This window comes from Streptomyces sp. WAC 06738, assembly GCF_003945505.1.
Lineage (GTDB): Bacteria > Actinomycetota > Actinomycetes > Streptomycetales > Streptomycetaceae > Streptomyces.
In genome coordinates this window covers 551,862-578,359 of the sequence record NZ_CP029618.1, presented here as the reverse complement: position 1 = coordinate 578,359, position 26,498 = coordinate 551,862, and the positions used below count along the sequence as shown (strand labels likewise).

The 26,498-nt window shown below is 74.6% G+C and carries 22 protein-coding genes; 9 read left to right on the top strand and 13 right to left on the bottom strand.

The genetic code is table 11. The features are described from left to right. Nucleotides 1-48 precede the first annotated feature (48 nt). Nucleotides 49-564 (top strand): O-acetyl-ADP-ribose deacetylase, encoded by a 516-nt coding sequence (locus DMB38_RS02270; RefSeq protein WP_125933723.1) that lies wholly within the window; start codon nt 49-51, stop codon nt 562-564. A gap of 58 nt (nt 565-622) precedes the next feature. Continuing rightward, nucleotides 623-1,360, top strand: coding sequence for a DUF2071 domain-containing protein (locus DMB38_RS02265; RefSeq protein WP_125933722.1), 738 nt, complete (start codon nt 623-625; stop codon nt 1,358-1,360). Nucleotides 1,361-1,382: 22 nt separating this feature from the next. Here DMB38_RS02265 and DMB38_RS02260 read toward each other — a convergent pair whose 3' ends face one another. Both DMB38_RS02260 and DMB38_RS02255 read right to left on the bottom strand, forming a co-directional pair. Further along, nucleotides 1,383-2,138 carry a trypsin-like serine protease gene (locus DMB38_RS02260; RefSeq protein WP_240661926.1) on the bottom strand — a complete coding sequence of 252 codons (756 nt, stop codon included), beginning with the start codon at nt 2,136-2,138 and terminating at the stop codon, nt 1,383-1,385. 249 nt (nt 2,139-2,387) lie between these two features. Further along, nucleotides 2,388-3,362: a helix-turn-helix domain-containing protein gene (locus DMB38_RS02255; RefSeq protein ID WP_125933721.1), complete on the bottom strand. Its 975-nt coding sequence runs from the start codon at nt 3,360-3,362 to the stop codon at nt 2,388-2,390. A gap of 89 nt (nt 3,363-3,451) precedes the next feature. On the opposite strand from DMB38_RS02255, the gene DMB38_RS02250 reads away from it, so the two are divergent. After that, nucleotides 3,452-6,841, top strand: a complete 3,390-nt coding sequence (locus DMB38_RS02250; RefSeq protein ID WP_125933720.1) for a S8 family serine peptidase — start codon at nt 3,452-3,454, stop codon at nt 6,839-6,841. 117 nt (nt 6,842-6,958) lie between these two features. Then, nucleotides 6,959-7,825, top strand: a complete 867-nt coding sequence (locus tag DMB38_RS02245; RefSeq protein ID WP_125933719.1) for an alpha/beta hydrolase — start codon at nt 6,959-6,961, stop codon at nt 7,823-7,825. Here DMB38_RS02245 and DMB38_RS02240 read toward each other — a convergent pair. Continuing rightward, nucleotides 7,799-8,449 carry a TetR/AcrR family transcriptional regulator gene (locus DMB38_RS02240; RefSeq protein ID WP_125933718.1) on the bottom strand — a complete coding sequence of 217 codons (651 nt, stop codon included), beginning with the start codon at nt 8,447-8,449 and terminating at the stop codon, nt 7,799-7,801. The genes DMB38_RS02245 and DMB38_RS02240 overlap by 27 nt on opposite strands. 107 nt (nt 8,450-8,556) lie before the next feature. Here DMB38_RS02240 and DMB38_RS36575 point away from each other — a divergent pair, with 107 nt between their 5' ends. Further along, nucleotides 8,557-8,709 carry a hypothetical protein gene (locus tag DMB38_RS36575; RefSeq protein ID WP_240661924.1) on the top strand — a complete coding sequence of 51 codons (153 nt, stop codon included), beginning with the start codon at nt 8,557-8,559 and terminating at the stop codon, nt 8,707-8,709. A gap of 17 nt (nt 8,710-8,726) precedes the next feature. Continuing rightward, the gene (locus DMB38_RS02235; RefSeq protein ID WP_240661922.1) at nt 8,727-9,209 is read left to right on the top strand and encodes a hypothetical protein; all 483 of its coding nucleotides are present in this window, start codon (nt 8,727-8,729) and stop codon (nt 9,207-9,209) included. 16 nt (nt 9,210-9,225) lie between these two features. Here DMB38_RS02235 and DMB38_RS02230 read toward each other — a convergent pair whose 3' ends face one another. The 10 genes from DMB38_RS02230 to DMB38_RS02185 form a co-directional block, all read right to left on the bottom strand. Next, nucleotides 9,226-10,041, bottom strand: a complete 816-nt coding sequence (locus tag DMB38_RS02230; RefSeq protein WP_125933716.1) for an APH(3') family aminoglycoside O-phosphotransferase — start codon at nt 10,039-10,041, stop codon at nt 9,226-9,228. Beyond that, the gene (locus DMB38_RS02225; RefSeq protein ID WP_125933715.1) at nt 10,038-10,391 is read right to left on the bottom strand and encodes a VOC family protein; all 354 of its coding nucleotides are present in this window, start codon (nt 10,389-10,391) and stop codon (nt 10,038-10,040) included. The genes DMB38_RS02230 and DMB38_RS02225 overlap by 4 nt, the downstream gene beginning before the upstream one ends. Nucleotides 10,392-10,466: 75 nt before the next feature. Next, nucleotides 10,467-11,768, bottom strand: coding sequence for a DUF1343 domain-containing protein (locus DMB38_RS02220; RefSeq protein ID WP_125933714.1), 1,302 nt, complete (start codon nt 11,766-11,768; stop codon nt 10,467-10,469). Between the two features lie 96 nt (nt 11,769-11,864). Then, complete coding sequence (locus tag DMB38_RS02215; RefSeq protein WP_240662663.1) at nt 11,865-12,482, bottom strand: LUD domain-containing protein; 618 nt, start codon at nt 12,480-12,482, stop codon at nt 11,865-11,867. 73 nt (nt 12,483-12,555) lie between these two features. Then, complete coding sequence (locus DMB38_RS02210; protein ID WP_125938761.1) at nt 12,556-14,019, bottom strand: lactate utilization protein B; 1,464 nt, start codon at nt 14,017-14,019, stop codon at nt 12,556-12,558. Nucleotides 14,020-14,051: 32 nt separating this feature from the next. After that, complete coding sequence (locus DMB38_RS02205; RefSeq protein ID WP_125933712.1) at nt 14,052-14,768, bottom strand: (Fe-S)-binding protein; 717 nt, start codon at nt 14,766-14,768, stop codon at nt 14,052-14,054. Further along, entirely contained in the window at nt 14,747-16,264 is a 1,518-nt protein-coding gene (locus DMB38_RS02200; RefSeq protein WP_125933711.1) for a rhamnulokinase family protein, read from the bottom strand. Before DMB38_RS02200 ends, DMB38_RS02205 begins: the two co-directional genes overlap by 22 nt. Continuing rightward, complete coding sequence (locus tag DMB38_RS02195) at nt 16,261-18,321, bottom strand: bifunctional aldolase/short-chain dehydrogenase (protein ID WP_125933710.1); 2,061 nt, start codon at nt 18,319-18,321, stop codon at nt 16,261-16,263. Before DMB38_RS02195 ends, DMB38_RS02200 begins: the two co-directional genes overlap by 4 nt. Continuing rightward, on the bottom strand, nt 18,309-19,466 hold the full coding sequence (gene rhaI, locus DMB38_RS02190; protein ID WP_125933709.1) for an L-rhamnose isomerase: 1,158 nt from the start codon (nt 19,464-19,466) through the stop codon (nt 18,309-18,311). The genes DMB38_RS02195 and rhaI overlap by 13 nt, the downstream gene beginning before the upstream one ends. 45 nt (nt 19,467-19,511) lie before the next feature. Then, nucleotides 19,512-22,697: an alpha-L-rhamnosidase gene (locus DMB38_RS02185; protein WP_125933708.1), complete on the bottom strand. Its 3,186-nt coding sequence runs from the start codon at nt 22,695-22,697 to the stop codon at nt 19,512-19,514. A 207-nt stretch (nt 22,698-22,904) separates the two neighbouring features. On the opposite strand from DMB38_RS02185, the gene DMB38_RS02180 reads away from it, so the two are divergent. Genes DMB38_RS02180 through DMB38_RS02170 form a run of 3 tightly spaced genes read left to right on the top strand, consistent with a single transcriptional unit; the run spans nt 22,905 to nt 26,433 of the window. Next, nucleotides 22,905-24,416, top strand: a complete 1,512-nt coding sequence (locus tag DMB38_RS02180; RefSeq protein ID WP_125933707.1) for a sugar ABC transporter ATP-binding protein — start codon at nt 22,905-22,907, stop codon at nt 24,414-24,416. Further along, nucleotides 24,413-25,453 carry an ABC transporter permease gene (locus DMB38_RS02175; protein WP_125933706.1) on the top strand — a complete coding sequence of 347 codons (1,041 nt, stop codon included), beginning with the start codon at nt 24,413-24,415 and terminating at the stop codon, nt 25,451-25,453. Before DMB38_RS02180 ends, DMB38_RS02175 begins: the two co-directional genes overlap by 4 nt. Further along, on the top strand, nt 25,450-26,433 hold the full coding sequence (locus tag DMB38_RS02170) for an ABC transporter permease (RefSeq protein ID WP_125933705.1): 984 nt from the start codon (nt 25,450-25,452) through the stop codon (nt 26,431-26,433). The genes DMB38_RS02175 and DMB38_RS02170 overlap by 4 nt, the downstream gene beginning before the upstream one ends. The last annotated feature ends 65 nt before the right edge of the window (nt 26,434-26,498 follow it).

The following is a 26,498-nucleotide window of genomic DNA, read 5'->3' as shown; positions in this document are numbered from 1 at the left end:
GGCCGGGGCGCCCGGCCGCCGGCCCGGTGCCCGTACTACGGTGGCGCCATGGGTGTGCTCACGGCCGTGCGCGGCGACATCACCGAGCAGCAAGTCGACGCGGTGGTCAACGCCGCCAACTCCTCGCTGCTGGGCGGCGGGGGCGTCGACGGCGCCATCCACCGCAGGGGCGGCAAGAGCATCGTCGAGGAGTGCCGCGAACTGCGCGCCTCCGCCTACCCGGACGGCCTCCCGGCCGGCCGCGCGGTGGCCACCGCCGCCGGGCTGCTGCCGGCCCGCTGGGTGATCCACACCGTCGGCCCGGTGTGGACGCGGAGCGAGGACCGCTCGGCCCAACTGGCCTCCTGCTACCGCGAGTCGCTGGCCGTCGCCCGCGAACTGGGCGCCCGCACGGTCGCGTTCCCCGCCGTCTCCACCGGCGCGTTCGGCTGGCCGCTGGACGACGCGGCCCGGATCGCGGTGGCCGCCGTCCAGGAGGCCGTCGACAAGCGGGCCTTCGACGAGGTGCGCTTCGTCCTCTTCGACACCCGGGCCCACGAGACGTTCGCCCGGCACCTCGGCTGACCCGGCTCGCGGCGCGCCCACCCGGGCCGCACCGCGCCGGCACTGCGATGCTGGCACCGTGCAGAAGCCCGAGCCCGTCACCCCCGACGCCCCGCACGCCCCGCGGTTCCCGCTCCTCACCCAGGAGTGGCTGGACCTGACGTTCGTCCACTGGGCCGTCGAGCCGGACGCGGTGGCGCGGCTGCTGCCGCGCGGGACCGTGCCGGACACGCACGACGGGGTCGCGTACGCCGGGCTCGTCGCGTTCCGGATGCACCGCGTCGGGTGGCTGCGGCTGCCCGCGGTGCCGTACCTCGGCTCCTTCCCCGAGACCAACGTGCGCCTGTACTCGGTCGACGGCCGCGGGCGGCGCGGGGTCGTGTTCCGGTCGCTGGACGCCGCCCGGCTGGTCCCCGTGGTGCTGGGCCGGCTCGGCTTCGGGCTTCCGTACGTCTGGTCGCGGATGGCCGTCCGCCGGGCCGGTGACACGGTCGTCTACACCAGCTCGCGCCGCCGGCCGGGCCCGCGCGGCGCGTACAGCCGCCTGACCGTGCGTCCGGGCGCACGGATCGGCGAGCCGAGCGCGCTGGAGCACTTCCTCACCGCGCGCTGGGGGCTGCACACCGCCTTCTTCGGCGGTACCGCCTACCTGCCCAACGAGCATCCCCGCTGGCCGCTGCACCGCGCGGAGCTGGTGCGGTGCGAGGAGAACCTGGTCGCGGCGGCGGGCCTGCCCGCGCCCGCCGGCGACCCGGTCAGCGTCCTGTACTCGCCGGGCGTCCAGGTGCGCTTCGGCCGCCCACGGCGCGCCTCGTGACCGGCCGGCCGTGGCGGCCGGGTCAGGCGCCGCCGACGATGGCGTCGATCCGGGACTTCACCGACGTCACGTCCCCGTAGATCGCGGGCGAGACGGCGCACGTGCCCGCCGTACCGCGGCTCGTGGCGCCGACGAGCCGCCAGTCGCCGGGCCCGCCGACGACCGCCGGGCCGCCGGAGTCGCCGTAGCACGCGCCCCGGCCGCCGCCGCCGTTCACGCACAGCTCGTACGCGCCCTGGATGCCCGCGCAGGACGAGTCGGCCAGGACCGTGGTGTCGAGCTGCCGCAGCCCGGCCGGCGGGGCGCCGCAGCCGCGGGTCGGACAGGTCTGGCCCCAGCCGATCAGCCGGGTCGCCGAGCCGGCGGGCGCGGAGGCGGCGATGGGCACGGGCGTCTTCGTCGAGGGGGTGCCGAGCCGCAGCAGGGTCATGTCGGCGGCGAGCTGGCGGCGTTCGACGACGCGGCGGACCTCGCCGCCCGCGGTGCGGTCGGTGGTGCCGATCCGCACCTGGTACGGGGTGCCGCAGTGCGCGGCGGTGACGACCCAGCTCGGGTGAACCAGGCTGCCGCCGCAGGTGTGGCCGCCCGACGCGCTCTGCAGCGAGGCCATGAAGGAGTACGTCTCGGAAGCCGGCTGGCCGCCGACGATCTGCGTCGTGGGCGGGGGCGTGGGCTCCGGGCCGCCGGCGGCCGCGGCCGCGCCCGACATCGACAGAATGGCCACGACGGCGGTGGTTAACCCGCCGAGCCGCATGATGGTGCGCACTCGTCCGTTCATTCGCGGTTTCCTCCCATGGGGACTCCGTCGCGGGTACGCCGGAGGGGAATCGCCAGAGCGTAAACACGAGTTCAGCGGGAGGTAAACAGGGCGGTGGGTGAAACGGGAATTCACCAAACCGGAAATCACCGCGCTGAGCTGCGAGTTCGTCATCCGGAAATCGTGGTTCCGGGCTCGGTCGCGGAAATCGCTTACATCACGCGGCGATATGGCCATGGGGTAATGCGAGGCGCCGGCGAGCGGCGGTGATTACTCCCGCCGGCCGTGCGCTTCCGGGTCGGGAAGCCAGCCGCGGCGCTGTGCCAGGATTCCCGCCTGGAAGCGGGTACGGGCGCCGAGTTCGTCCAGCAGCTCCGCCACCCGCCGGGTGACCGTCCGCGGGCTCACGCCCAGCTGCCGGGCGATCGCCTCGTCCTTGACTCCTGCCGCCAGCAACGTGAGCAGCCCCAGGTCCGAGCATGAAGGACGGTCCTGTGCGGGTCGCGGCAGCAGCGGCGCGGCCTGCTGCCACAGCAGCTCGAAGAGGCTCACCAGCGCGTCCAGCAGCGCGCACGGGCGGATCACCAACGCGCTGTCCACCTGGTCGTCGAGCGCGATCGGCAGCAGCGCCACCGCGCGGTCCGCGAGCGCCAGCTTCATCGGCACCTGCGGATGGACCCGCGACTGCTCGCCGTTGGCCGCCGCGCGCCGCGCCGCGGCCAGCGCGCCGGGGTACTCCAGCGACTCCGGGGCGTAGATGCCCCGTACCACCACCTGCTCGTGCAGCCGCGCCGTCACGCCCTCCTCCGAGGGCGTCACGTCCGCCGCGTACGGCGGCCGGTCGAAGACCAGCAGCTCCCGCTCGCAGCCGCGGACGAGCTGGCCGAAGCGCTCCGCGATGGCCTGCCGGCCGGTGAGGATCTCCAGCAGCTCGTCCGGCTGCCGGCCCGTGCTCAGCGTCGCCGCCAGCGTCCGCGCGTTCCGCTGCAGCTCGCCCAGCTCCCGGCGGCGCCGCGCGACGAGCAGGTCGACGGCGGTGTCGGGGCGGGTGGCCAGCAGCCGGACCGGCCGCCCGGGCAGCCGGCTGACCAGGCCCACCTCCTCCAGCTCCGTGACGCTGCGCCGGGTGGCGCGCTCGGAGCGCCTCAGCTCCCCGGCGAGCTGGGCGACGGTGCGGCCGGGCGCCGCGAGCAGCGCGCGGTAGACGGACTCGGCGTACGGCGGTATCCCCAGGGCCTCAAGCATCCGGCCATGGTGGCTACTTGTGGACGTGGCGACAAGACGCCACGAAGATTCGTTCCGCCGCGCAGGTCCGCCGGGGTAAGACCGGGATCATGTCCTCCAGACGGCTCTCTCCGCACGTCCGCGCCGCCGTGACGGCCCTCCTCCTCGGCGGGCTGACGCTCCCGGCCCTGTCGGCCACGCCGGCCGCGGCCGGCCCTCCGCCCCTCGCCGCGCCGCCCGCGGGCGGCGCCGCTCCCTCCGCCTCCGCCACGGTCACCCTCGTCACCGGCGACGAGGTCACCCTCGACGCCCTCGCCGCGGACGGTCCCCCCGCCGTCTCCGTCACCCCGCGGGCGGGCTCCGGCAGCCGCTCCTTCACCACCCTGCGCGACGGCGACGACGTCTACGTCGTCCCGGACGACGCCGCGGGACTCGTCCCCGAGGTGCTCGACCTCGAACTCTTCAACGTCACCGCCCTCGTCGAGATGGGCTACGACGACGCCTCCACCCGTGCGCTCCCGCTGATCGTGCAGGGCCCCCGCCCGCTTGCCGCGGCCGGCGACGCCGCCCGCGAGGACGCCCTGCCGCTGCCCGCCCTCGACGCCGTCGCCGTCGAGCTGCCCAAGAAGCGCGCCGGCACCTTCGCCGCGACCCTCGCCCGGCCCGCGGACCCGGCCGCGGCCGGGGTGCGCCGGGTATGGCTGGACCGCAGCCTTCAGGCCGCGGAACTCGACGGCAACCTCAGCCAGATCGGCGCCCCCGAGGTCTGGGACGCCGGGCTGAGCGGCGCCGGCGTGGACGTCGCCGTGCTCGACTCCGGTGTCGACGCCGACCACCCCGACCTGCGCGGCAGGGTCGCCGGCGCCGTCGACTTCACCGGCGAGGGCACCACGGAGGACCGCAACGGCCACGGCACCCACGTCGCCTCCCTCGTCGCGGGGAGCGGCGCCGCGTCCGGCGGCGCCCGCAAGGGCGTCGCGTACGGCGCCCGGCTGCTGTCCGGCCGGGTCCTGGACGGCGAGGGCCAGGGCCGGGCGTCCTGGGTCATCGCCGGGATGCAGTGGGCCACCGAGCAGGGTGCCGACGTGGTCAACCTCAGCCTCGGCGGCACCGCGCCCGAGCACCCCGAGAACGATCCCGTCGCCCGCGCGCTCGACACCCTGGCCGCCGAGACCGGCACCCTCTTCGTCGTCGCCGCGGGCAACTCGGGGCCGTACTCCGGCACCATCGGCAGCCCGGGAGTCGCGGAGAGCGCGCTGACCGTGGGGGCCGTGGACGCCGGCGGCGGTACGCCCCGGTTCACCAGCATCGGGCCGACGACCGGCGCGTACCTCTCCAAGCCCGACCTGGCCGCCCCGGGCGTCGCCGTCACCGGCGCCCGCGCGGGCGGCGGCACCGCCGATCCGTACACGGAGATGAGCGGCACCTCGCAGGCCACCCCGCACGTCGCGGGCGCCGCCGCGCTGCTGCTGGAGAAGCACCCCGACTGGGACTGGCGGCGCCTGAAGACCGCGCTCATGACCACCGCGGACGGCGACGCCGCCGCACCCCGGCCGCACGCGGCCGGCGCCGGCGTCCTCGACCTGCCGGGCGCCGCGAACGAGACCCTCCGACTCGACCGCGGCAACGTCGACTTCGGCTACCTGCGTTACCCGGAGGGCGAGCGCCCCGCGTCGATCGAGGTGACCCTCACCAACAACGGCACCGAGCCCCGCGCGATCTCCCTCACCGACCTCGCCACCGAGCGCGCCGGCGCCCCCCTCGCCGACGACGCCGTGACGGTGACGCCCGCCGCCGTGACCCTCGCACCCGGCGCCACCGAGCGGGTGACGGTCACGCTGACGCCCGAGGGCGTCGCGCCCGGCGTCTACTCCGGCGCCGTCGTCCTCACCGAGAGCGGGCACGACACCGTCACCCTGCCGCTCAGCTTCTACCTCGAACCGCCCCGCCACGACGTGGACCTGACCGTCCTCGACCGGAACGGCCGGCCCTGGGCGGGCGGCAGCCTGTGGCTGCTCAACATGGAGGAGACGTACCCCGAGACCGGCGGCGGCTTCCGCACCGTCCATCTGGACGAGAACGGCCGCGCCACCGCCCGCATGCTGCCGGGGCCGCTGTCGATGCTGGCGAAGGTGGAGACCCCCGCCGCGGACGGCGAACCCGCCACCGTCGCGTTCGCCGGCTCGCCCGAGGTCATGCTCGACGGCGACATGGCGTACACCATCGACGCCCGCAAGGCCCTGCCGCTGCGCCCCGCGACCGTCGAGGGCGCGGACACCAGGGTGCGGCACGCCTCCGTCCACTACGCCCGCCACGACGAGTCCGGCACCGGCGGGATGGACGAGGGGATCTACGCGACCGGCGAGGAGATCGAGCAGGGCCGGGTCTTCCTCCAGCCCACCGAGCCGGTACGGCACGGCACCTCGGCGTTCGCGACCCGCTGGCGGCTGGAGGCCGACGGCGGGCCGCGCGGGCGGCAGGCCGACGTCTACGAACTGGTGCTCGGCCAGGGCAGGACGATCCCCGACCCGCCGCGCTACCGCGTCACCCGCGCCGAGGCGCGTCAACTGGCCCGCGTCGAGGCCGACTACCGCTCGCTGCACGGCCGCGCCGAGACGTACACCGAATCGCGCGAGGCGCGCCCCGCCGGCATCGAGACCGCCCTCGTCCACGAGTACCCGCTCGACGTGCCGCAGCGCCGCGTCGAGATGGTCACCGCGCGGCCGGACGTCAGGTGGCGCCACTGCGTCCTCGGCCCCGAGCCGGCGCTCCCGCGGCTGTGCGCGCCGACGCTGCCGTACGAGCGGGGGGAGAGCGCGGCGCCGGTCTGGTACGGCGCCCCGGCCCCGGCGGTCATCGCCGGGCTGCACTACGGTGACCAGCTCGACCTGCCGGTGTCGCTCAGCGACGGCGAACACCAGGGCTCGATCTGGAACATCGCGACCGCCGGGAACGAGAGCCTGCGGCTCTTCCGCGACGGCAGGGAGATACCGGCCCGCCCCGGCACCAGCTACTTCCCCGTCACGCCCGAACCCGCCACGTACCGGCTGGAGCACACCTCGCGCCCCGACCGCGACGCGCTGCCCATCGGCGGCGAGACGCGCACGAGCTGGACCTTCCCGGCCCGCGGTCCCGCGGATCCGCTGGTGGGACAGGAGCGGGTACGGCTGCTGGGCGTCGACTACGCGCCCCGCACCGACCGCGACGGAGCCGTCCCCGCGCACCGGCCGCTCACCGTCGGCCTGCGGCTCACCTCCACCGCGGGCCCGGAGGACGCGATCAGGACCGAGCGCGGCAGCGTGCGGTTCTGGGCCTCCACCGACGGCGGCGAGCGCTGGCACGAGGCGCTGGTGCTCCCCGGGCGGGACGGTGAACTGACCGCGCTGGTGGCGGGGGTGTGGCCGCGGCCGGGCCAGGAGGTGTCCGTACGGGTGCGCGGTACGGCCGCCGAGGGCCGGGCGATCGAGCAGACGATCATCGACGCCTACCGCGCCGGCTGAGCCGCCGCGCCGGCCCCGGCGGTCCGCCGGGGCCGGCGCGCGCACGCCGCCCGCCGCTCGCCTCCCCTCCGTTCACGGCCCTCAAAACTGAGCGAACGGTCGTGCTATCTTCTCTCCATGAAGCCTGTCGTCACCGCGCTCATGGGCAAGGTCCTCAACGCCACCGCCGCCGTCTCCCCGGGCCTCGCGGGCCGCGGCGCCCTCGTCCTCTACCGCCACCCGCGCTCCGACCGCGCCTTCGACGACGCCGAACGCCGGCTGCTCGCGGGCGCGTTCACCGGCAGCCTCACCGTGGCCGGCAAGAACGTGGTCACGTACTGCTGGGGCGACGGCGAGCGGCCCGTGCTGCTCGTGCACGGCTGGCGCTCCCGGGCCACGCACTTCGCCCCGTACATCGCGGCGCTGCGCGCCGCCGGCTACACGCCCGTCGCGTTCGACGCCCCCGCCCACGGCGCCTCGGAAGGGCGCCGCACCACCGTGCTGGAGTACCGCGAGATCATCGCCCGGCTGTACGAGGAGCACGGCCGGTTCGAGGCCGTCGTCGCGCACTCCCTCGGCGGCTCCGCCGCCTTCCTCGCGCTGCGCGGCGCCGCCGCCGCGGACCGCCTCGTGGTGATCTCCGGCGTCGCCGACTTCGACCACGTCGTCGACGTGTTCTGCGCAGGGCTCGGCCTCGGGCCCCGGGTGAAGACCGCGCTGCGGCGGCGCATCGAGACCGACATGTTCCCCGGCGAGCACGACCTGTGGCGGCGCTTCGACGTCACGTACCGCCCGGCCGGGATCACCCTGCCGATCCTGCTCGTCCACGACGAGAAGGACCGCATGGTCGCCGCCGCGCAGGCGGACAAGACCGCGGCGGCCTACGGCGGGCAGGTCAGGCAGCACCGCACCAGCGGCCTCGGGCACCGGCGGATCCTCGCGGATCCCGGCGTGGTGCGCACGGCGCTGGAGTTCGTCTCAGCAGGGGAGCGCGTCCGGGACTGAGTCCGGCTCCGCGGCCGCCGCGCGCAGCCGCGCCACGACGGCGGAGGCGGCCAGGTCGTACGCATCCTGCGCGCCGTGCAGCAGCGACAGCAGGTTGGCGTGCTCCAGGAGCGCGATCAGCTCGAACGCGAGCCGGCCCGGGCCGGTGTCCGGCCGCAACTCCCCGGCGGCGCGGGCCTCCTCGACGGTCCGCTCCACGTACGCCGCCCAGTCGCGGTGCGCCGCCGCCACCGCGTCGTGCACGGCGCCGCTGCGGGAGGCGAACTCGGCCGCCGCGCCGTAGAAGAAGCAGCCGCCGGGGAAGACGCGCTCGCGCGAGTAGCGCAGCCAGTGGGAGCAGAGCGACAGCAGCCTGCCGACTCCCGGCGGCTGGTCCTGTACGGGCCCGACCACGGTCTTGGCGAACACGGCGCCCGCGGCCCGCACCGTCGCGAGCTGCAGCTCCTCCTTGGAGCCGAAGAGCGCGAAGACGCCGCTCTTGCTCAGCCCCAGCTCGTTCGCGATCCGGCCCAGCGACAGGCCCTCCAGGCCCTCCACCGAGGCGATGTCCATCGTCCGCCGCAGCACGAGCCGGCGCGTGTGATTGCCGCGCTCGACCCGCCCGTCCACCCGCGTACCGGCCACTCCGCTCGCCTCCTTTACCTACCGGCCAGTCTACTGACCAGTGGCGTCCCCGCCCCCGGCGGAAAGGGCGGGGTCCGTTGCGGGCGGCAGGCGCCACACTGGTCGGTATGGGTGAGACGCGAACCGCGATCGAGGAGCTGACGGGGCTGTGGTTCTCCAGCGGCGACGAGGACGGGCCGATACCCACGCGCACGACCGGACACCGCGCGACGGGGCCCCGCGCGAGCCGGCGCCGCGCGGCCCGCGGGGTTCGCGGCTGATCCTCACCGGCGCCGTCGTGTCCGGGCTGCTGCTGGTCAGCGGGGTCTGGGCGGTGCTGGGGGACTCGCAGCGGAGCTTGGGCGTGCCGGTGCCCGGCGCGGAGCTGGTGCACTTCGCATCCGGTCACGGGTACGAGCCGGTGCGTACCGTGCTGCGCTCGCGCGCGGACGTCGCCGACTTCGCGCAGCGGTACCCGGCGGCGGCGAAGAGCGCGCGGGGCCCCGGCGGGCCGGGCCGGCGGGACTTCACGACCGAGGCGCTGGTCGCCTTCGCGTGGCGCACCGGGTGCACCCGCGCCGGCTCCGCCGACCTGCGCAGTTCCGAGGAGCGCGGGCTGTTCGCGGAGCCGGCCGACACCACTTCGTACCGGAAGTGCGCGGAGCCCTTCGATGCGCTCGCCGTCTTCGCGGTGCCGCGGGAGCGGGCGCCGCACGACGTCGAGCTGGCGGGCGAGCCGCCGGACCCGCCGGGACCCACCGGGGCGCCGGAGGAGCGGTGACGCGGATGACGGGGCGTCAGAAGAACTCGTCGAGCAAGGTGTAGAACTCCGTCCGCGCCGGGTCGACGCGCACATCCCCCTCGCCGGCCGCGCGGTACGTGCGCAGGAACAGCTCGGCGGCCGCCGGGCCGTGCTGCGGATTGAGGTCCTCGTCGGAGAAGCTGCGGACGGCCAGCGCGAGGTCCAGGTGCCGGTCGGCGACGCCCAGGCGGCCCAGGTCGATGACGCCGGAGACTTCCAGCGTCGCCGGGTCGACCAGCACGTTCGGCGCGCACAGGTCGCCGTGGCAGACGACGAGCTCCTCGACGGCGGGGCGGGTGCGCTCCAGCTCGGCGAAGAGGCCGGCGGCGCTCCGGCCCCGCCGGCCGTCGTCGAAGTCCTCCTCGTCCACCAGCCCGGCGGCGACCGCAGCCCCCGCCAGCGGCACCGTCACCGACAGGTCGCGGACGAACGGGCAGTCGGCGACGGGCAGTTCGTGCAGCCGCCGGGTGAACCGGGCCAGCGCCTCGACGGCCCCCGCCCGCAGGTCCGCCGGCCACGGCTCGGCCAGGGACCGCCCGGGCCGCGCCCGCGTCACCAGCCACGTGGTCCCGTCCGCCGCGCCTGCGTCGAGCACCTCGGGCGCGGGCAGCCCCTGGGCGTGCAGCCACCGGGTGCACGCCGCTTCATGCCGCAGATCGGCCCCGGGCTCTGCGTGCCCGTCCCCGGCCGCCGCCGTCTTCACGAACAGCTCGCCCGGCCCGGTGAGCCGCCAGACGCCCGCGCCCGACATGCCGTCGGTCACCGGCTGCCAGTCGTACGACGCGTAGCGGGCCCGCAGTGTGGCCGTCACCGCTCCTCTTCGAAGACGCAGAACTCGTTGCCCTCGGGGTCGGCCATGACCGTCCAGTCGATCTCGTCGTCACGCCGGCGGACCAGCGTCGCGCCCAGCGCCTCCATCTCCGCCGGCACACCCCAGACGTCCAGGTGCATCCGGTTCTTCACCGTCTTCGCCTCCGGGACGGGATTGATCCAGATCAGCGGGCCCCGCCCGGCCGGGTCGTGGATGGGCACCGGCCACTCGGCGGGCCACTCCTCGCCTGTGTCCTGCCGGCGGGCGTAGCCCAGGGCGGTGCACCACCAGTCGGCGAGCGCCTGGTGGTCCCGGGCGTCCAGCGCGAGATCCTTGAAGCGTGCGGGCATACGGGCGATCCTAACCCCCGTTCCGCGGGCCGCCGGGGCCCGCCGCGGGGCGGGTCCCCGGGAGCCGGGCGTCCCTCAGCGGTAGAGCAGGTAGCGCCGGCGGCGGCGGGTGAATTCGGCCAGCTCGTCCTTCCAGGCGGCCACGACGTCGGCCACGTCCCGGCCCTCGTCGATCATCGTGCGCATCCGCGGCGAGCCCGACAGCTTGTCGATCCAGAAGGGCCGCTGCGGGTCCCAGCTGTCCTGCCGCCAGGCGAACTCCGGGTAGCGCGCGGCCTCCACGAGCATCGCCACCGCGGCCGTCACCGGCTCGTAGCGGCGCCGGTCGGTGACGTGCACCTGCACGCCCGCGCACGTCGCGCCCACGTGCTTGCCGAACGTCGGCACGAAGTACGCCTCGCGGAACTCCACCCCGGGCAGCCCGCGGGCGTTGAGCCGGTCGCTGTAGTGGTAGTCCAGGTAGGGCGCGCCGATCCACTCGAACGGGCGCGTGGTGCCGCGGCCCTCGGAGAGGTTGGTGCCCTCGAAGAAGCAGGTGCCCGCGTACGCCAGCGCCGTGTCGGCGGTCGGCATGTTCGGGGAGGGCGGCACCCAGGGCAGGTCGCCGTCCTGCGCGTACGACTCGGGGTCCCAGCCCCGTACCCGTACGACCTCCAGCTCCACCCGGCCGCCCGCGCCCTCGTCGGGCAGCAGTTCGCCGTTGAAGTAGCCGGCCAGCTCGCCGACGGTCATGCCGTGCTGCTGGACGATGGGCTTGAGGCCCACCCCCGAGGTGAAGCCCGGGGTCATCATCGCGCCGTCGGCGCGGCGGCCGATCGGGTTGGGGCGGTCGAGGACGACGAAGGCGGCCCCGGTCTCGCGGGCGGCGACCATCGCGTTGTACATGGTCCAGATGTACGTGTAGAAGCGTGCGCCGACGTCCTGGATGTCGAACACGATGGTGTCCGCGCCCGCCTTGCCGAACAGCTCGGCCATCTTCGCGGCGTTCGCGCCGTACGCGTCGTAGACCGTCAGCCCGGTGCGCGGGTCGATGGTCTCCGGCTCGGCCTCCCCGGCCTGCGCGCTGCCGCGGAAGCCGTGTTCCGGGCCGAAGACACCGGCGATGTCGAGGGTGCCGGAGGCGTGCATGGAGTCGACGACGTGGCGGGTGTCGCGGAGGATGCCGGTCGGGTTGCTGACGATGCCCAGCCGGCGGCCGCGCAGCACGGACCAGCCCTCTGCGGCGGCGGCGTCGGCGCCGGTCTGCAGCGCGGCGGGGCGCCCGCCCGCGCGGGCGCGCGCGGCGGCCGGCGCGGCGCCGGCGAGCAGGGGAACGGCCGCGCCTGCGGCGGTGCCCGTCAGGAGCGTACGGCGGGACGGTGCGGAAGGTCTCGGCATGGCGCAGAAGCTAACCGACCGCGGGGGAGGGGAACAGGGTCCCGGCGGGTTGCCAGTGGTGTACAACTCTGGTGGCGGGAGGCGACTGAGGGGATGTCAGCCCGTCACCAGCACGACCTCCAGCGTCCGCGGCCCGTGCACGCCCTCCACCCGGTCCAGCTCGATGTCGCTGGTCGCCGAGGGGCCCGAGATCCAGGTCTGCGGCCGGGCCGGGTCCAGCCGCTCCATGGCCTGCGGCAGCGAGTCCACCACCTGCTCCGGGACCCGCACCACGCACACGTGGTGGTCGGGGATGAGGGTGATCCGCCGCCTGCCCTGCCCGGCGCCGGAGTCCAGCACGATCGTGCCGGTCTCCGCGACGGCCAGCGCGCAGCCCGTCAGCACGCTGTCGACCGCGTCCAGGTCCCGGGCGGTGCTCGCGGCCGTGTCGCGGACGCGGGTGGCAGCGACCGCCGCGGTCCAGGCGGGCGGCAGCCCGTCCGGCACGAGCAGGGTGCGGGTGCCGCGCCCGGCGAACAGCCGCGCCAGCAGCGCCGGAAGCTCCCCGGCGTCCGTGCGGTGCACGAGGGCCCGGTAGTCGGCGAGGTTCTCCGCGAGCAGGTCCGCGGACTCGGCGGGGGAGCGGTCACCGTGCACGCGCAGGTAGTCGCGCGGCACCGCCGGCGCGGGCGTGCCCGCGGTGTCGCGGGTCGCGGCCCGTACCCGCGCGAGGATCGTCTCCCTGCTGCTGCTCACCGCGCACTCCTCCCGCTCCGCGTCCCACGACCGGCCCGTACGGTACGGCCCGTCACGATCCCGCTCCGCGGGTGCGCTGCCACCAGGCGCGGAACGACTCCTTCGGCACCGGCGGCAGGTCCCGCGTCGCCGACCACGCCTTCCCGGGCCCCGGCAGCCGGCGCGGGTGCAGCCGCCGGGTGCCGGTCGCGGCGCGCAGCGCGGCGCCGTAGACGCGCGGATGATCCATCGTCCAGCGCGCCGCGCGCATCGCCGCCCGCTCCGCTGCGTGTCCCTTCGCCGGCTTGATCACGGCCTTCGTGCCGCGCACCGTGTACGCGCCGCCCTCGGCGACCCGCGTGCGCAGGTGCACGAGCACCTCGGGGATGTCGATGGCGACCGGGCACACCTCGTAGCACGCGCCGCACAGCGTCGAGGCGTACGGCAGCGAGGCGTCCAGCGCGCTTGCCGTGCCGCGGAGCTGGGGGGTGAGGATCGCCCCGATCGGGCCCGGGTAGGCGGAGCCGTACGCGTGCCCGCCTGCGCGCTCGTAGACCGGGCAGACGTTGAGACACGCCGAGCATCTGATGCACCGCAGCGCCTGGCGTCCCACCTGGTCGGACAGCGTGTCGGTGCGTCCGTTGTCCAGCAGCACGAGGTGGAAGTCGCGCGGTCCGTCTCCCTCGGCGGGGCCGGTCCAGGTGCTCGTGTACGGGTTCATCCGCTCGGCGGTCGAGGAGCGCGGCAGCAGTTGGAGGAAGACCTCCAGGTCCCGCCAGCTCGGCACGATCTTCTCGATGCCGACGACGGAGATGAGCGTCTCCGGCAGCGTCAGGCACATCCTGCCGTTGCCCTCGGACTCCAGCACCACCATCGTGCCGGTCTCGGCGACCATGAAGTTCGCGCCGGAGACGGCGACCCTGGCGTCGAGGAACTTCTCCCGCAGGTGCAGCCGCGCCGCCTCGGCCAGCTCCGCGGGCCGGTCGCCGAGCCCGGCGGGCGCGGGGCGGCCCCAGTCGGCCATGCGGTCGCGGAAGATGTCGCGGATCTCGCCGCGGTTCTTGTGGATGGCGGGGACCAGGATGTGCGACGGCAGGTCCTCGCCGAGCTGCACGATCAGCTCGGCGAGGTCGGTCTCGTACGCGCGGATGCCGGCCTCCGCCAGCGCCTCGGTGAGCCCGATCTCCTGCGTGGCCATCGACTTGACCTTGACGACCTCGTCGGCGCCGGTCTCCCGGACCAGCCGGGTGACGATCGCGTTGGCCTCCGCGGCGTCGACGGCCCAGTGCACGTGCCCGCCCGCGGCGGTCACCGCCGCCTCCAACTGCTCCAGATAGCGGTCCAGGTGGCGCAGCGTGTCGTCCTTGATGGCGGCGCCCGCGGCGCGCAGCCGGTCCCAGTCGGCGAGTTCGGCGACGGCCGCCGCGCGCTTGCCGCGGATGGTGCGCGTCGCGTGGGTGAGGTTGGCGCGCAGGGTGGCGTCTGCGGTGGCCGCGGCGGCGGCCTGGGGGAAGGCCGCCGGGCGGGTACGGGGCATGCCCAGGAACGTACGGGCCGCTCGGGTCTCGCTCACCACACGTCCCCTTCCGTGCTCGCCAGGATCTCCGCGATGTGCACCGGCCGTACCGGCGAGCCGCGGCGCGCCAGCGTGCCGCCGATGTGCATGAGGCAGGAGTTGTCCGCCGCGCACACCGCCTGCGCGCCCGACTCCTCCACGTGCCGCGCCTTGTCGGCGCCCATCGCCGCCGAGACCGCGGGGTTCTTCAGCGCGAACGTACCGCCGAACCCGCAGCACTCGTCCGCGCCCTCCAGCTCGTGCAGGGTCAGCCCCTTCACCTGCTCCAGCAGGTGCCGCGGCCGGTCGCCGAGACGGAGCACGCGCAGGCCGTGACAGGTCGGATGATAGGTGACCGTGTGTGGGTAGTACGCGCCGACGTCGGTCACGTCGAGGACGTCGGTGAGGAACTCCGTCAGCTCGTACGTGCGCGGGGCGACGGCCGCAGCGGCGGGCTCGCCGATCCGCGGGTAGTTGTCGCGGACCATCGCCGCGCACGAGCCGGACGGCGAGACCACGTATTCGTAGTCCGCGAAGACGTCCGCGTAGCGACGGGCGAGCGGCCGGGTCTCACCCGGATAACCGGTGTTGAACTGGGCCTGCCCGCAGCAGGACTGTGCGAGCGGGAAGTCGACCGTCACCCCCAGCCGCTCCAGCAGGGCCACGACCGCACGCCCGGTGCGCGGGTAGAGCGTGTCGTTGACACATGTCACGAAGAGCGCAACGCGCATTCCGCTTCCTCCCAGGCCGATCCGCCGCCGCCGGGTTCATACTCCCGCAGCGGCTGCGTTCTGTGAAGCAGAGATCGGAGGTCTGGCAGGGTCCCGTCGATCACGCCGGCCGCCCGCGCCTGGACGAGGACGTTGCCGAGGGCCGCCGCCTCCACCGGACCCGCGACCACCGGCAGCCCGCAGGCGTCCGCCGTCAGCCGGCACAGCAGCCCGTTGCGCGCGCCGCCGCCGACCACGTGCACCACCCGTACCGTACGCCCCGAGAGCCGCTGCGCGTCGGCCACCGCGCGGCGGTGCGCCAGGGCGAGGGAGTCCAGCACGCAGCGCACGGTCTCCGCCGCGGACCGCGGCTCCGGCCGCCCCGCCCGCCGGCACGCGGCCGCGATCCGCTCCGGCATCCGGCCCGGGGCGAGGAACGCCGGGTCGCCGGCGTCCACGTACGAGCGCAGCGGGGGCGCCGCGGCGGCGCCGGCGAGCAGGGCGTCCAGCTCGTAGGTGTGCCCCTCGGCGTCCCAGGCGCGCAGGCACTCCTGGAGCAGCCACAGGCCCATGATGTTGCGCAGGTAGCGGACGGTGCCGTCCACGCCCAGCTCGTTGGTGAAGTTGGCGGCGCGGCTCTCCTCGGTGAGTACGGGCGCGGGCAGTTCGACGCCCGCCAGAGACCAGGTGCCGGTGGCGATGTACGCGAAGTCCGCGTCCCGCGCCGGCACGCCGACGACGGCCGAGGCGGTGTCGTGCGAGCCGACCGCGGTCACCGGCACCGGCCCGGTCAGGCCCGTCTCCTCCAGCACCGCGGGCAGCAACTCGCCCGCCGGGTCGCCGGGGCGGCGCAGCGGCGGGAAGAGCCCGAGGTCGACGCCCGCGGCCTCGGCGACGCGGCGGGAGAACGCGCCGGTGCGCGGGTCGACCAGCGCCGTGGTGGAGGCGTTGGTCAGCTCGGTGCCGGCCTCGCCGGTCAGCCAGTACGCGACGAGGTCGGGAATGAGCAGCAGTCGCCGGGCCGCGGCCAGCGCGGGGGTGCCGCGGGCGGCGAGGAGCTGGTAGACGGTGTTGAACGGCAGGTGCTGCAGGCCCGTCGCCCGGTACAGCTCCGCCGCCGGCAGTACCGCGGCCAGTTTCGCCGCCATGCCCTCGGTGCGGGCGTCGCGGTAGTGCACCGGGTTGCCGATCAGCGCGCCGGAGGCGTCGAGCAGGCCGTAGTCGACGGCCCAGGAGTCGACGCCCACGCTGGCGAGCCGGCCCCCGGAACGCCGGCCGGCCGCGCGCAGTCCTTCCAGCACGCCCGCGTAGAGCGCGAGGACGTCCCAGTGGAGCGTCCCGGCCAGCCGGACCGGCCGGTTGGGGAACCGGTGCACCTCCTCGATGTGCAGCTCGCCGCCGCCGGCCCGGCCGAGCATCACGCGCCCGCTGGCGGCGCCGAGGTCCACGGCCGCGAACGGCAGCGAGTCCCCGCCGGCCCCGCCGCCGCCCGTGCCCGGCCCGTACGCCCCGCTCACCGCAGGAACGCGGCGGCGACGCCCGCGTCCACGGGGATGTGCAGCCCGGTCGTGTGGCTCAGCTCGCCCGCCGTGAGCGCGAACACCGCGTTCGCCACGTGCTCCGGCAGCACCTCGCGCTTCAGCAGCGTCCGCTGCGCGTAGAACTCGCCGAGCTTCTCCTCCGGCACCCCGTACACCGCCGCCCGCTTGGCGCCCCAGCCGCCGGCGAAGATGCCGGAGCCGCGCACGACGCCGTCGGGGTTGATGCCGTTGACGCGTACGCCCAGCTCGCCCAGCTCCGCGGCCAGCAGCCGCACCTGGTGCGCCTGGTCGGCCTTGGCGGCCCCGTACGCGATGTTGTTCGGACCGGCGAACACGCCGTTCTTGGAGGCGATGTAGACGATGTCGCCGCCCATGCCCTGGGCGGCCAGCACCCGCGCCGCCTCGCGGGAGACGAGGAACGAGCCGCGCGCCATGATGGCGTGCTGGGTGTCCCAGTCCGCCGCGGTGGTCTCCGCCAGCGGCTTGGAGACCGAGATCCCGGCGTTGTTGACGACGAGGTCCACGCCGCCGAACGCGAGCACCGCGGCCCGGAACGCCGCCGCGATCCGCTCCTCGTCCGTGACGTCCACCGGTACCGCGACCGCCTTGTCGGGACCGCCCAGTTCCGTGGCGACCGCCTCCGCGCCGGCCGCGTCCCGGTCGGCGACGACGACGCACGCGCCCTCCGCCGCCAGCCGCCGGGCGATGGCCCGCCCGATGCCCGAGCCCGCGCCCGTGACCAGCGCCACCCGGGTGGCCAGCGGCTTCGGCGGCGGCATGCGGCGCAGCTTGGCCTCCTCCAGCTCCCAGTACTCGATACGGAACTTCTCCGCCTCGGCGATGGGGGCGTACGTGGACACCGCCTCGGCGCCGCGCATCACGTTGATCGCGTTGACGTAGAACTCGCCCGCCACCCGGGCCGTCTGCTTGTCCTTGCCGAAGCTGAACATCCCCACGCCGGGCACCAGGACGATCGCCGGGTCGGCGCCGCGCATGGCCGGCGAGTCCGGGTCGGCGTGGCGCTCGTAGTAGGCGCGGTAGTCCTCGCGGTACGCCGCGTGCAGCTCCCGGAGCCGGGCGACCGCCTCCGCCGCCGGCGCGTCCGGCGGCAGGTCGAGGACGAGCGGCCGGACCTTGGTGCGCAGGAAGTGGTCCGGGCAGGAGGTGCCGAGTGCGGCCAGCCGCGGGTGGGCCTCGCGCGCCAGGAAGTCCAGCACGGCCTCGCCGTCGGTGAAGTGCCCGACCTGCGGCCGGTCGGCCGAGGCCAGCCCGCGGACGACCGGCGCCAGCACGGCGGCCCGCGCCCGGCGTTCGGCCTCCGGCAGCGGCCCGTAGCCCTCCAGGAGCGGGCCGAAGGGCTCGGGCCGCCCCTGCTCGGCGAGGAACCGCTCGGCGGTGCGGATGATCTCCAGCGAGTTGCGCTCGCACTCCGCGGAGTCCGCCCCCCACGCCGTGATGCCGTGGCCGCCGAGGATCACGCCGATCGCCTCGGGGTGCGCCTCGTGCACCGCGGCGATGTCCAGGCCCAGCTGGAAGCCGGGCCGCCGCCACGGCACCCACACCACGCGCTCGCCGAAGCACCGCCGGGTCAGCTCCTCGCCGTCCGCGGCGCAGGCCAGGGCGATGCCGGAGTCGGGGTGGAGGTGGTCGACGTGCGCGGCGCCGACCAGGGCGTGCATGGCGGTGTCGATCGAGGGCGGGGCGCCGCCCCTGCCGTGCAGGCAGTAGTCGAACGCGCCCACCATCTCGTCCTCGCGGTCCACCCCCGGGTACGTGCCGGTCAGCGCGCGCAGCCGGTCGAGGCGCAGCACCGCCAGGCCCGCGGCGGTGAGCGTGCCGAGGTCGCCGCCGGAGCCCTTGACCCACATCAGTTCCACGTCGCCCCCGGTCACCGGGTCCTTCGCGGTGCCCTTCGCGGAGGCGTTGCCGCCCGCGTAGTTGGTGTTGCGCGGGTCCGCCCCCAGCCTGTGCGCCCGCGCCAGCAGGTCCGCCACCGGGTCGTACGCGCCGGTCACCCCGCTCACGCGCCCCACCCGGCCTGCGTGCCGCCGACCCGTTCCGCGACGATCCGCTCGGCCCACCCCGAGCGCCGGTACGCGGCCATCGGGTCCGGGTCGAGCCCCATCTCCTCGCGCACCTCGGCCAGGAGCGGCCGCACGTCGGTGTTGTAGGCGTCCATCAGCACGGCGTTGGCGGCCAGCACGTCGCCCTCGCGCTGCGCGGCGGCCAGCGCCTCGCGGTCGACGAGCAGCGCCTTGGCGGTGGCCTCCTGGACGTTCATCACCGAGCGGATGATCGCGGGGATCTTCGGCTCGATGTTGTGGCACTGGTCGAGCATGAAGGCGACGCCGGGGCCGAGCCCCCCGCCGCGTACCACCTCGTACATGAGGCGGAACAACTGGAACGGGTCGGCCGCGCCGACCATCAGGTCGTCGTCGGCGTAGAAGCGGGAGTTGAAGTCGAAGCCGCCGAGCTTCCCCTCCCGCAGCAGCACCGCGACGATGAACTCGATGTTGGTGCCCGGCGCGTGGTGCCCGGTGTCCACGACCACCTGCGCCCGGTCGCCCAGGCGCAGGCAGTGCGCGTACGCCGTGCCCCAGTCCGGCACGTCCATGTGGTAGAACGCCGGCTCGAAGAGCTTGTACTCCAGCAGCATCCGCTGCCCCTCGCCCAGCCGCTCGTAGACCGCGGCCAGCGCCTCGGCGAGCCGGTCCTGGCGCTCGCGCAGGTCGTCCTGGCCGGGGTAGTTGGTGCCGTCGGAGAACCACAGCTTCAGGTCCCGCGAGCCGGTGGCGTCCATGATATCGACGCACTCCATCAGGTGCGCCAGCGCCTTGCGCCGCACCGCCGGGTCGGGGTGGGTGACCGAGCCCAGCTTGTAGTCGTCGTCCTGGAAGACGTTGGCGTTGATGGCGCCGAGCCTGAGCCCGCGCTCCTTCGCGTACGCCGCGAGCGCCGCGTAGCCGTCGGCGCCCTCCACCCGGTCCCACGGGATGTGCAGCGCCACGGACGGCGCCACCCCGGTGTGCTCGTGCACCCGGGCGGCGTCGTCCAGCTTCTCCTGGGGCGTGCGCGGCACCCCCGGCTGCGCGAAGACCTTGAAGCGTGTGCCTGAGTTGCCGTACGCCCAGGAGGGTGTCTCGACTGCCTGGGACTTGAGTGCCGCTTTCACGGTCATCGCGAAGCCTTTCCGCGCGGGGTGTCGCTGTCGTGTGGGGTGTGGTCAGTTGGCGAAGCGGTGCGTGCCCGCGTCCGCGGCGAAGACGGCGCAGCCGTCCTCCGTCCGCAGGAAGCGGGCGCGGCCGTGGGTAACGTCCGCCGCGGCCCGGGCCGGGACCCAGACCTCGGCGGTGGTGTTGAAGGGGAGCGTCACGTCCAGCCGCAGCCGGCCGTCGCGCACCTGCCAGTCGGTGGTGACGGGGCCGTAGAGCGTGCTGAGCCGGCCGCGCGCCCGGTCGACCTGGCCGCCGGGGCGGGGCCGGATCAGCAGCTTGCGGAAGCCCGGTTCCGCGGGGGCGATCCCGGTGATGTGGCGGTACATCCACTCGCCGACGCAGCCGTAGGCGTAGTGGTTGAAGGAGTTCATGCCCGCGTCCTGGAACGAGCCGTCGGGCTTGATGGAGTCCCAGCGCTCCCACATGGTGGTGGCGCCGTTGGCGATCTGGTAGCCCCAGCCGGGGAAGGTGTCCTGGTGCAGCAGCCGGTACGCGACGTCGGTGTGCCCCGTGGCCGTCAGCACCGGCAGCAGCCGGGGGGTGCCGAGGAAGCCGGTGGACAGGTGCCAGTCGCGGGCCTCGACGAGCGCGACGAGCCGGTCGGCGGCGGGCTTGCGGGCGTCCTCGGGGAGCAGGTCCATGGAGAGCGCCAGCACGTACGCGGTCTGCGTGTCGCCCTTGATCCGGGCGCCGCCTTCGGAGACGTACGCGGCCGTGAACGCCTCGCGCACGGCGCGGAAGAGCGTGTCGTACGGGGCCGGGTCGCGGCCGAGGACGCGGGCGATCCGGGCGACGAGGTCGGCGCTGTGCGCGAAGTACGCGGTGCCGATGACGTCCTTGGGGGTCTCGTCCTGCGTGTTGAGCCAGTCGCCGTAGCCCGCGGCGGGGCGGAGGTGGCCGTTGCTGTTGCGCTTCAGGTACTCCAGCCACTCCAGCATCGAGGACCACGACTGCTCCAGCACCCGGGTGTCGCCGTACGCCTGATACAGCGCCCACGGGACCGTCGTGCCGGCGTCGCCCCAGCCGGCGACGCCCTTGCCGACGGGCCCGATCCACGGGGCGACGTCGGGGTACGCGCCGTCGTCGTCCTGGTCGTCGCGGAGGTCGTAGAGCCACTTGGTGAGGAAGCGGGCGGACTCCATCGTGTACGCCGCGGTGGGCGCGAAGACGTTGATGTCGCCGGTCCAGCCGAGGCGTTCGTCGCGGGCGGGGGTGTCGGTGGGCACGGAGAGGAAGTTGCCGCGCTGGCCCCAGGTGATGTTGGAGTGCAGCCGGTTGAGCGTCGGCACGTTGGTCTCGAACTCCATCGTGAACGGCGCGGCGGTGTGCATGACCCGGCCGGTGACCGCGGTCTTCTGCGGCCGTCCCGGGTAGCCGGTGACCTCGACGTAGCGGAAGCCGTGGAAGGTGAACTTCGGCTCGTAGACCTCGCCGCCGTCCGCGCCGCTCAGGGTGTACGTGTCGGTGGCGCGGGCGGTGCGCAGGTTGGCGGTGTACAGGGTGCCGTCGGGGTTGAGGACTTCGGCGTGGCGCAGCGTGACGACCGTGCCGGCCTTGCCCGTCACCCGCAGCCGCACGGCGCCGACCATGTTCTGGCCGAGGTCGAAGACGAACACCCCGGGCGCGGGCTCGGTGACCGTCCGCGCGGGCAGCTCGCTCTCCACCCGGGTCGGCGCGTCGACCTGCGCGACGATCGCCGTGCCGCCTCCGTCGGCGGCCTCGGCGGGCCGCCAGCCGGAGTCGTCGAAGCCGGGCGAGGTCCAGCCGGGGGTCTCCAGCCGGGCGTCGTGGTCCTCGCCGGCCATCAGGTCCGCGGCGGTGACGGGGCCGCCGGCGCCGCGCCAGCCGGTGTCCGACAGGATCCGCTCGACGCCGCCGTCGGCGTACGTGACCTCCAACTGCGCGAGCAGCGCCGGGCGTTCGCCGTAGTGGTGCGGGCCGAACCAGCCGAGGTTGCCCGCGTACCAGCCGGCGGCCAGGTCGACGCCGATGGCGTTGGCGCCGGGCCGCAGCAGGCTCGTGACGTCGTACGTCTGGTACTGCACCCGCTTGTGGTAGTCGGTCCAGCCGGGTGCGAGCACGTCCTCGCCGACCCGGCGGCCGTTGAGGTGCGCCTCGTACAGCCCGAGGGCCGTGGCGTACAGCCGCGCGCGGACGATGCGCCGCGTGGGCAGCCGGAACTCGTGCCGCAGCCGGGCCGCGGGCAGCGAGACGGGCACGGCGACCTCGCCCCACGGGCCCGCGCCCCAGGGGGCGAGGACCTTGGCGGCCTCCCAGCCGGAGTCGTCGAAGTCCGGCGCGGTCCAGCCGGCGGCCGGCTCGGCGTCGGCGGACTTCCAGTCGCCGTCGGTGACCAGGGTGGTCACGCCGTCGGCGGTGGTCAGTTCGAGCGCGCCGAGCAGCCCGGCGGGGCCGACGGCGCCGTTGGTGGCGGAGACCGCGATCACGGCGGTGCCCGCGGTGAGCAGCCCCGTCACGTCCACGACGTCGGGGCGGTTCCAGGCGGTGCCGGAGGAGACCTCGGTGCCGTCGACGTACGTGGTGTGGCGGTCGTCCGCGGCCACGGCGAGCCGGGCCCGGGTGACGCCCTCGGGGACGGCGAGCCGGGCGCGGAACCAGCGGGTCTCGGCGGGGGCGCTGCTCGCCGGGTCGCCCTCGGGGAACCAGATCCACGAGGAGCCGGTGATGTCGGGCGCGTCGGCCGGGAGGTCGGGCGCGGCGATCCAGCTCGCGTCCCACTCCTCGCCGCGCAGCCCGGTCTCCCACCAGGTGGGCTCGCTCCAGTCGGAGGCGGTGCCGTCCTGGTCCCAGACGCGGACCGTCCAGTGGTAGCGGGTACGGGGCCGCAACTCCGGACCCCCGTACGGCACGAGGACGGAGTCGCCGGATTCGACCTTGCCGCTGTCCCACACGTCGGGGTCGCTCAGCTTCTGCTGCGTGGTGGCCACCTTGATGTGGTACGCGCTCTGCGTCCCGCCCGGCGCGCCGGACTCCACGGGCCAGCTCAGCCGCGGCCGGTCGACGTCGAGACCGAGGGGCCGGCCGGCGTACTCGACGGTCGGCCGGGTCACCTCCGCCTCCCGGACCGCATCACTCCCGGCGACCGTGGCAGCGCGGGCGGCGGGTGCGGCGCCGGTGGCGGCGGCGGTGCCCAGGGCGGTGGCGGTGCCGAGGAGTCGACGTCTGCTGATCACGGGGTCCTCCGGGGGACGGCGCGAGCATGAATCGTTTCAGATCACGAAGTTAGGGAGGCGCCGAGAGGGTGTCAAGGGGCCGCGGGGAACTTGACATTGCCCGGAAAGTTTCCATGTCTGACCCATTGACGTGCCTGTTGGGGGAGGTCTAGCTTCCGTGAAAACTCATTGAAACCTTTCATGATGCCGACCGCAACGGTGCTGACCATGACAGAAGTGCCCGTCCTGGCCGCGCGCGGCCTGAGCAAGTCCTTCGGGGCCGTACGCGCCCTGCAGGACGTCTCCCTCACGCTGCACGCCGGCGAGGCGCACGCCCTCGCCGGCGAGAACGGCGCGGGGAAGTCCACCCTCATCAAGACCCTCGCCGGCGTGCACCGCCCCGACGCCGGCCGACTGCTGCTCGACGACGCCCCGGTGGCCTTCCACGGACCTGCCGACGCCCGCGACGCGGGCATCGCCGTGATCTACCAGGAACCCACGCTCTTCCCCGACCTGTCCATCGCCGAGAACATCTTCATGGGCCGCCAGCCCCGCCGCACCCTGCGCCGCATCGACCGCGCCGCGGTCCACGACGCCACCGCCGCGCTCATGCGCCGCCTCGGCGTCGACCTCGACCCCGACCGCCCGGCGCGCGGCCTGTCCATCGCCGACCAGCAGATCGTGGAGATCGCCAAGGCGCTGTCGTTCGACGCCCGCGTCCTGATCATGGACGAGCCCACGGCCGCCCTCACCGGCAGCGAGACCGCCCGCCTCTTCGCCGTCGTCGAGGCGCTGCGCGCCGAGGGCGCCGCGGTGCTGTTCATCTCCCACCGGCTGGACGAGATCTTCCGGCTCTGCCGCCGCGTCACCACGCTGCGCGACGGCCGCTGGATCGCTACCGACGAGGTCGCCGCGCTCACCGAGGACGACCTGGTACGCCGCATGGTCGGCCGCGACCTGGACGAGCTGTACCCCAAGCAGGACGCGGAACTGGGCGAGACCGCGCTGTCCGTACGGCGCCTCACCCGCGAAGGCGTCTTCCACGACGTCTCCTTCGACGTCCGCCGCGGTGAGATCGTCGCGCTCGCCGGACTCGTCGGCGCCGGCCGCAGCGAGGTCGTCCAGGCCGCGTTCGGCGTCGACACCCCCGACGCCGGCGAGGTGCACGTGGCCGGCCGCCCGCTGCGCCGGGGCTCGCCCACGGCCGCCATGGACGCGGGCGTCGCCCTCGTCCCCGAGGACCGGCGGCAGCGCGGCCTGGTCATGGAGATGTCCATCGAGCGCAACATCGGCCTCACCGGACTCGGCCGCCTCGGCTCCGCCGGGCTCGTCAAGCGGACGCTGGAGCGCGGCCGGGCCGCCGACTGGGCGGCGAAGCTGCGGCTGAAGTACGGCCGGCTCTCCGACGACGTCGGCGTGCTCTCCGGCGGCAACCAGCAGAAGGTCGTCCTCGCCAAGTGGCTCGCCACCGAGCCCTCGGTGCTCATCGTGGACGAGCCGACCCGCGGCATCGACGTCGGCACCAAGGCCGAGGTGCACCGGCTGCTCTCCGAACTGGCCGCCGGCGGCCTGGCCGTCCTCATGGTCTCCTCCGACCTGCCGGAAGTCCTCGGCATGGCCGACCGCGTGCTCGTCATGCACGAGGGCCGCCTCGTCGCCGAGATCCCGCGGGCCGAGGCGACGGAGGAGTCGGTCATGACCGCCGCGACCGGCCGCGGCGCCAGGGAGGCGGCGGCATGAGCGCGACCGTACAGAAGACGGAACCCGCCCCCGCGGGCGGCGACGTGCGCTCCGCGCGCTCGCTGACCGACATGATCTTCCGCGCCCGCGAACTCTCCATCGGCGGCGCCCTCGTCCTGCTGATCCTCTGCACCTGGATCGCCAACCCCAGCTTCCTGGACGACCAGGGCGTCAAGGACCTGCTGCTCAACTCGTCCATCCTGGTGCTGCTCGCCGTCGGCCAGTCCGTCGTCGTCATCACCCGCAACATCGACCTCTCGGTCGGCTCCGTCGTCGGCCTCACCGCCTTCGCCTGCGGCGACTTCGTCTCCGGCACCGACCACAGCGCGTTCACCGTCGTCCTCCTCGGCATCGCGCTGGGCACCGTGTGCGGACTGGTCAGCGGGCTGCTGGTGAGCTTCGGCAAGGTGCCCGCGCTGGTCGTGACCCTCGGCATGCTCTACGTCATCCAGGGCCTGGACTACTGGTGGGCGGGCGGCGAGCAGATCAACGCCGCCAACCTCCCCGACGACGTCCTCTCCCTCGGCACCGGCAGCGTCCTCGGCATCCCGTACCTGCCGCTGATCACCGCCGCCGTCCTCGCCGCCACGGCGTACTACCTGCGCGCCTACACCGGCGGCCGGGAGCTGTACGCCATCGGCTCCAACCCCGAGGCCGCCCGCCTCGCCGGCATCCCCATCCGCCGCCGCGTGCTCGGCGCGTACGCCTTCTCCGGCGCCATCGCCGGCTTCGCCGGCGCGCTCTGGCTCGCCCGCTTCGGCACCGTCGTCGCCGACGCCGCCAACGGCTGGGAGCTGACCGTCGTCAGCGCCGTCGTCGTCGGCGGTGTCGCCATCACCGGCGGCGTCGGCTCCGTGTGGGGCGCCGCGCTCGGCGCCGCGCTGCTCACCACCATCGGCAGCGCGCTGGTCGTGCTCAAGGTCAGCTCCTTCTGGCAGCAGGCCATCACCGGCGTGCTGCTGCTCGCCGCCATCACCACCGACCGCATCGTGCAGCGGCGCACCACCAGCGCGCTGCGGAAGAGGAGGCGGCAGTGAAGTCGCTCGGCACCTACCTGCGGTGGGACACCGCCGTCGGCATCCTGCTGATCGCGGTGTTCCTGGCCGGCACCTCGTCCACCGACGGCTTCGCCTCCACGGGCAACATGTCCGCCGCGCTGAACGACACCGCCGAGATCGCCCTCATCGCGCTGCCGATGACGCTGCTCGTCGTCGCGGGCCAGGTCGACCTGTCGGTCGCCTCCATGCTCGGCCTCTCCAGCGCGCTCGCGGGCTCCCTCTGGGACGCGGGGTACGCCTTCGAGCTCATCGTGCCCGTCTGCCTGCTCGCCGGCGCGGCGGGCGGGCTGCTCAACGGGTGGCTCGTCACCCGCGTCGGGCTGCCGCCGCTGGCCGTCACCATCGGCACGCTCACGCTCTACCGGGGCCTGGCCTCGGTGGTCCTCGGCGACAAGGCCGTCGCGGGCTTCCCCGACACCTACTCCCAGTGGGCCTCCTCCACCGAGACCGTGCCGGGCACCTTCGTGCCGTACCCCATCGCGCTCTTCGCGGTGCTCGCCGTGCTCGCCGCCGTGCTGCTGCACATGACCGGCTTCGGCCGGTCGCTGTACGCCATCGGCGCCCAGGAGGACGCCGCCTGGTTCGCCGGCATCCGCGTCAAGCGCATCAAACTCGCGCTCTTCGTCGTCTCCGGCCTGATGGCGTCCTTCGCCGGCATCGTCTACACCCTCCGCTACGGCAGCGCCCGCGCCGACAACGGCCTCGGCCTCGAACTCGTCGTCATCGCCTCCGTGCTCCTCGGCGGCGTCGACTTCAACGGCGGCAAGGGCACCCTCGGCGGCGCCGTGGCCGGGGTGCTCCTCATCGGCCTGCTCAACAACCTCCTCACCCTCAACGACGTGGCCAACGAGATCCGCGTGATCGTCACCGGGCTGCTGCTCATCGCCTCCGTACTCGCCCCGCGCGCGATCTCCACGCTCGCGGAGCGCCGCAACCGCCGCCTCGCCGCAACCCCCTGACCTCGTACTCCGACCCTCGATCCCCCCAGCCCCCCCGTCCCCCCGATCTGCCTCAGCTCCGCGGA

Excerpts from the sequence above, each read along its gene's own strand:
- DMB38_RS36575 (WP_240661924.1), top strand. The coding sequence starts at position 8,557 with ATGGGTGAGACGCGAACCGCGATCGAGGAGCTGACGGGGCTGTGGTTC.
- DMB38_RS02180 (WP_125933707.1), top strand. The coding sequence starts at position 22,905 with ATGACAGAAGTGCCCGTCCTGGCCGCGCGCGGCCTGAGCAAGTCCTTC.
- DMB38_RS02270 (WP_125933723.1), top strand. The coding sequence starts at position 49 with ATGGGTGTGCTCACGGCCGTGCGCGGCGACATCACCGAGCAGCAAGTC.
- rhaI (WP_125933709.1), bottom strand. The coding sequence starts at position 19,466 with ATGACCGTGAAAGCGGCACTCAAGTCCCAGGCAGTCGAGACACCCTCC.
- DMB38_RS02220 (WP_125933714.1), bottom strand. The coding sequence starts at position 11,768 with ATGCCGAGACCTTCCGCACCGTCCCGCCGTACGCTCCTGACGGGCACC.
- DMB38_RS02250 (WP_125933720.1), top strand. The coding sequence starts at position 3,452 with ATGTCCTCCAGACGGCTCTCTCCGCACGTCCGCGCCGCCGTGACGGCC.
- DMB38_RS02205 (WP_125933712.1), bottom strand. The coding sequence starts at position 14,768 with ATGCGCGTTGCGCTCTTCGTGACATGTGTCAACGACACGCTCTACCCG.
- DMB38_RS02225 (WP_125933715.1), bottom strand. The coding sequence starts at position 10,391 with ATGCCCGCACGCTTCAAGGATCTCGCGCTGGACGCCCGGGACCACCAG.
- DMB38_RS02210 (WP_125938761.1), bottom strand. The coding sequence starts at position 14,019 with ATGCCCCGTACCCGCCCGGCGGCCTTCCCCCAGGCCGCCGCCGCGGCC.
- DMB38_RS02255 (WP_125933721.1), bottom strand. The coding sequence starts at position 3,362 with ATGCTTGAGGCCCTGGGGATACCGCCGTACGCCGAGTCCGTCTACCGC.
- DMB38_RS02260 (WP_240661926.1), bottom strand. The coding sequence starts at position 2,138 with ATGAACGGACGAGTGCGCACCATCATGCGGCTCGGCGGGTTAACCACC.
- DMB38_RS02175 (WP_125933706.1), top strand. The coding sequence starts at position 24,413 with ATGAGCGCGACCGTACAGAAGACGGAACCCGCCCCCGCGGGCGGCGAC.
- DMB38_RS02245 (WP_125933719.1), top strand. The coding sequence starts at position 6,959 with ATGAAGCCTGTCGTCACCGCGCTCATGGGCAAGGTCCTCAACGCCACC.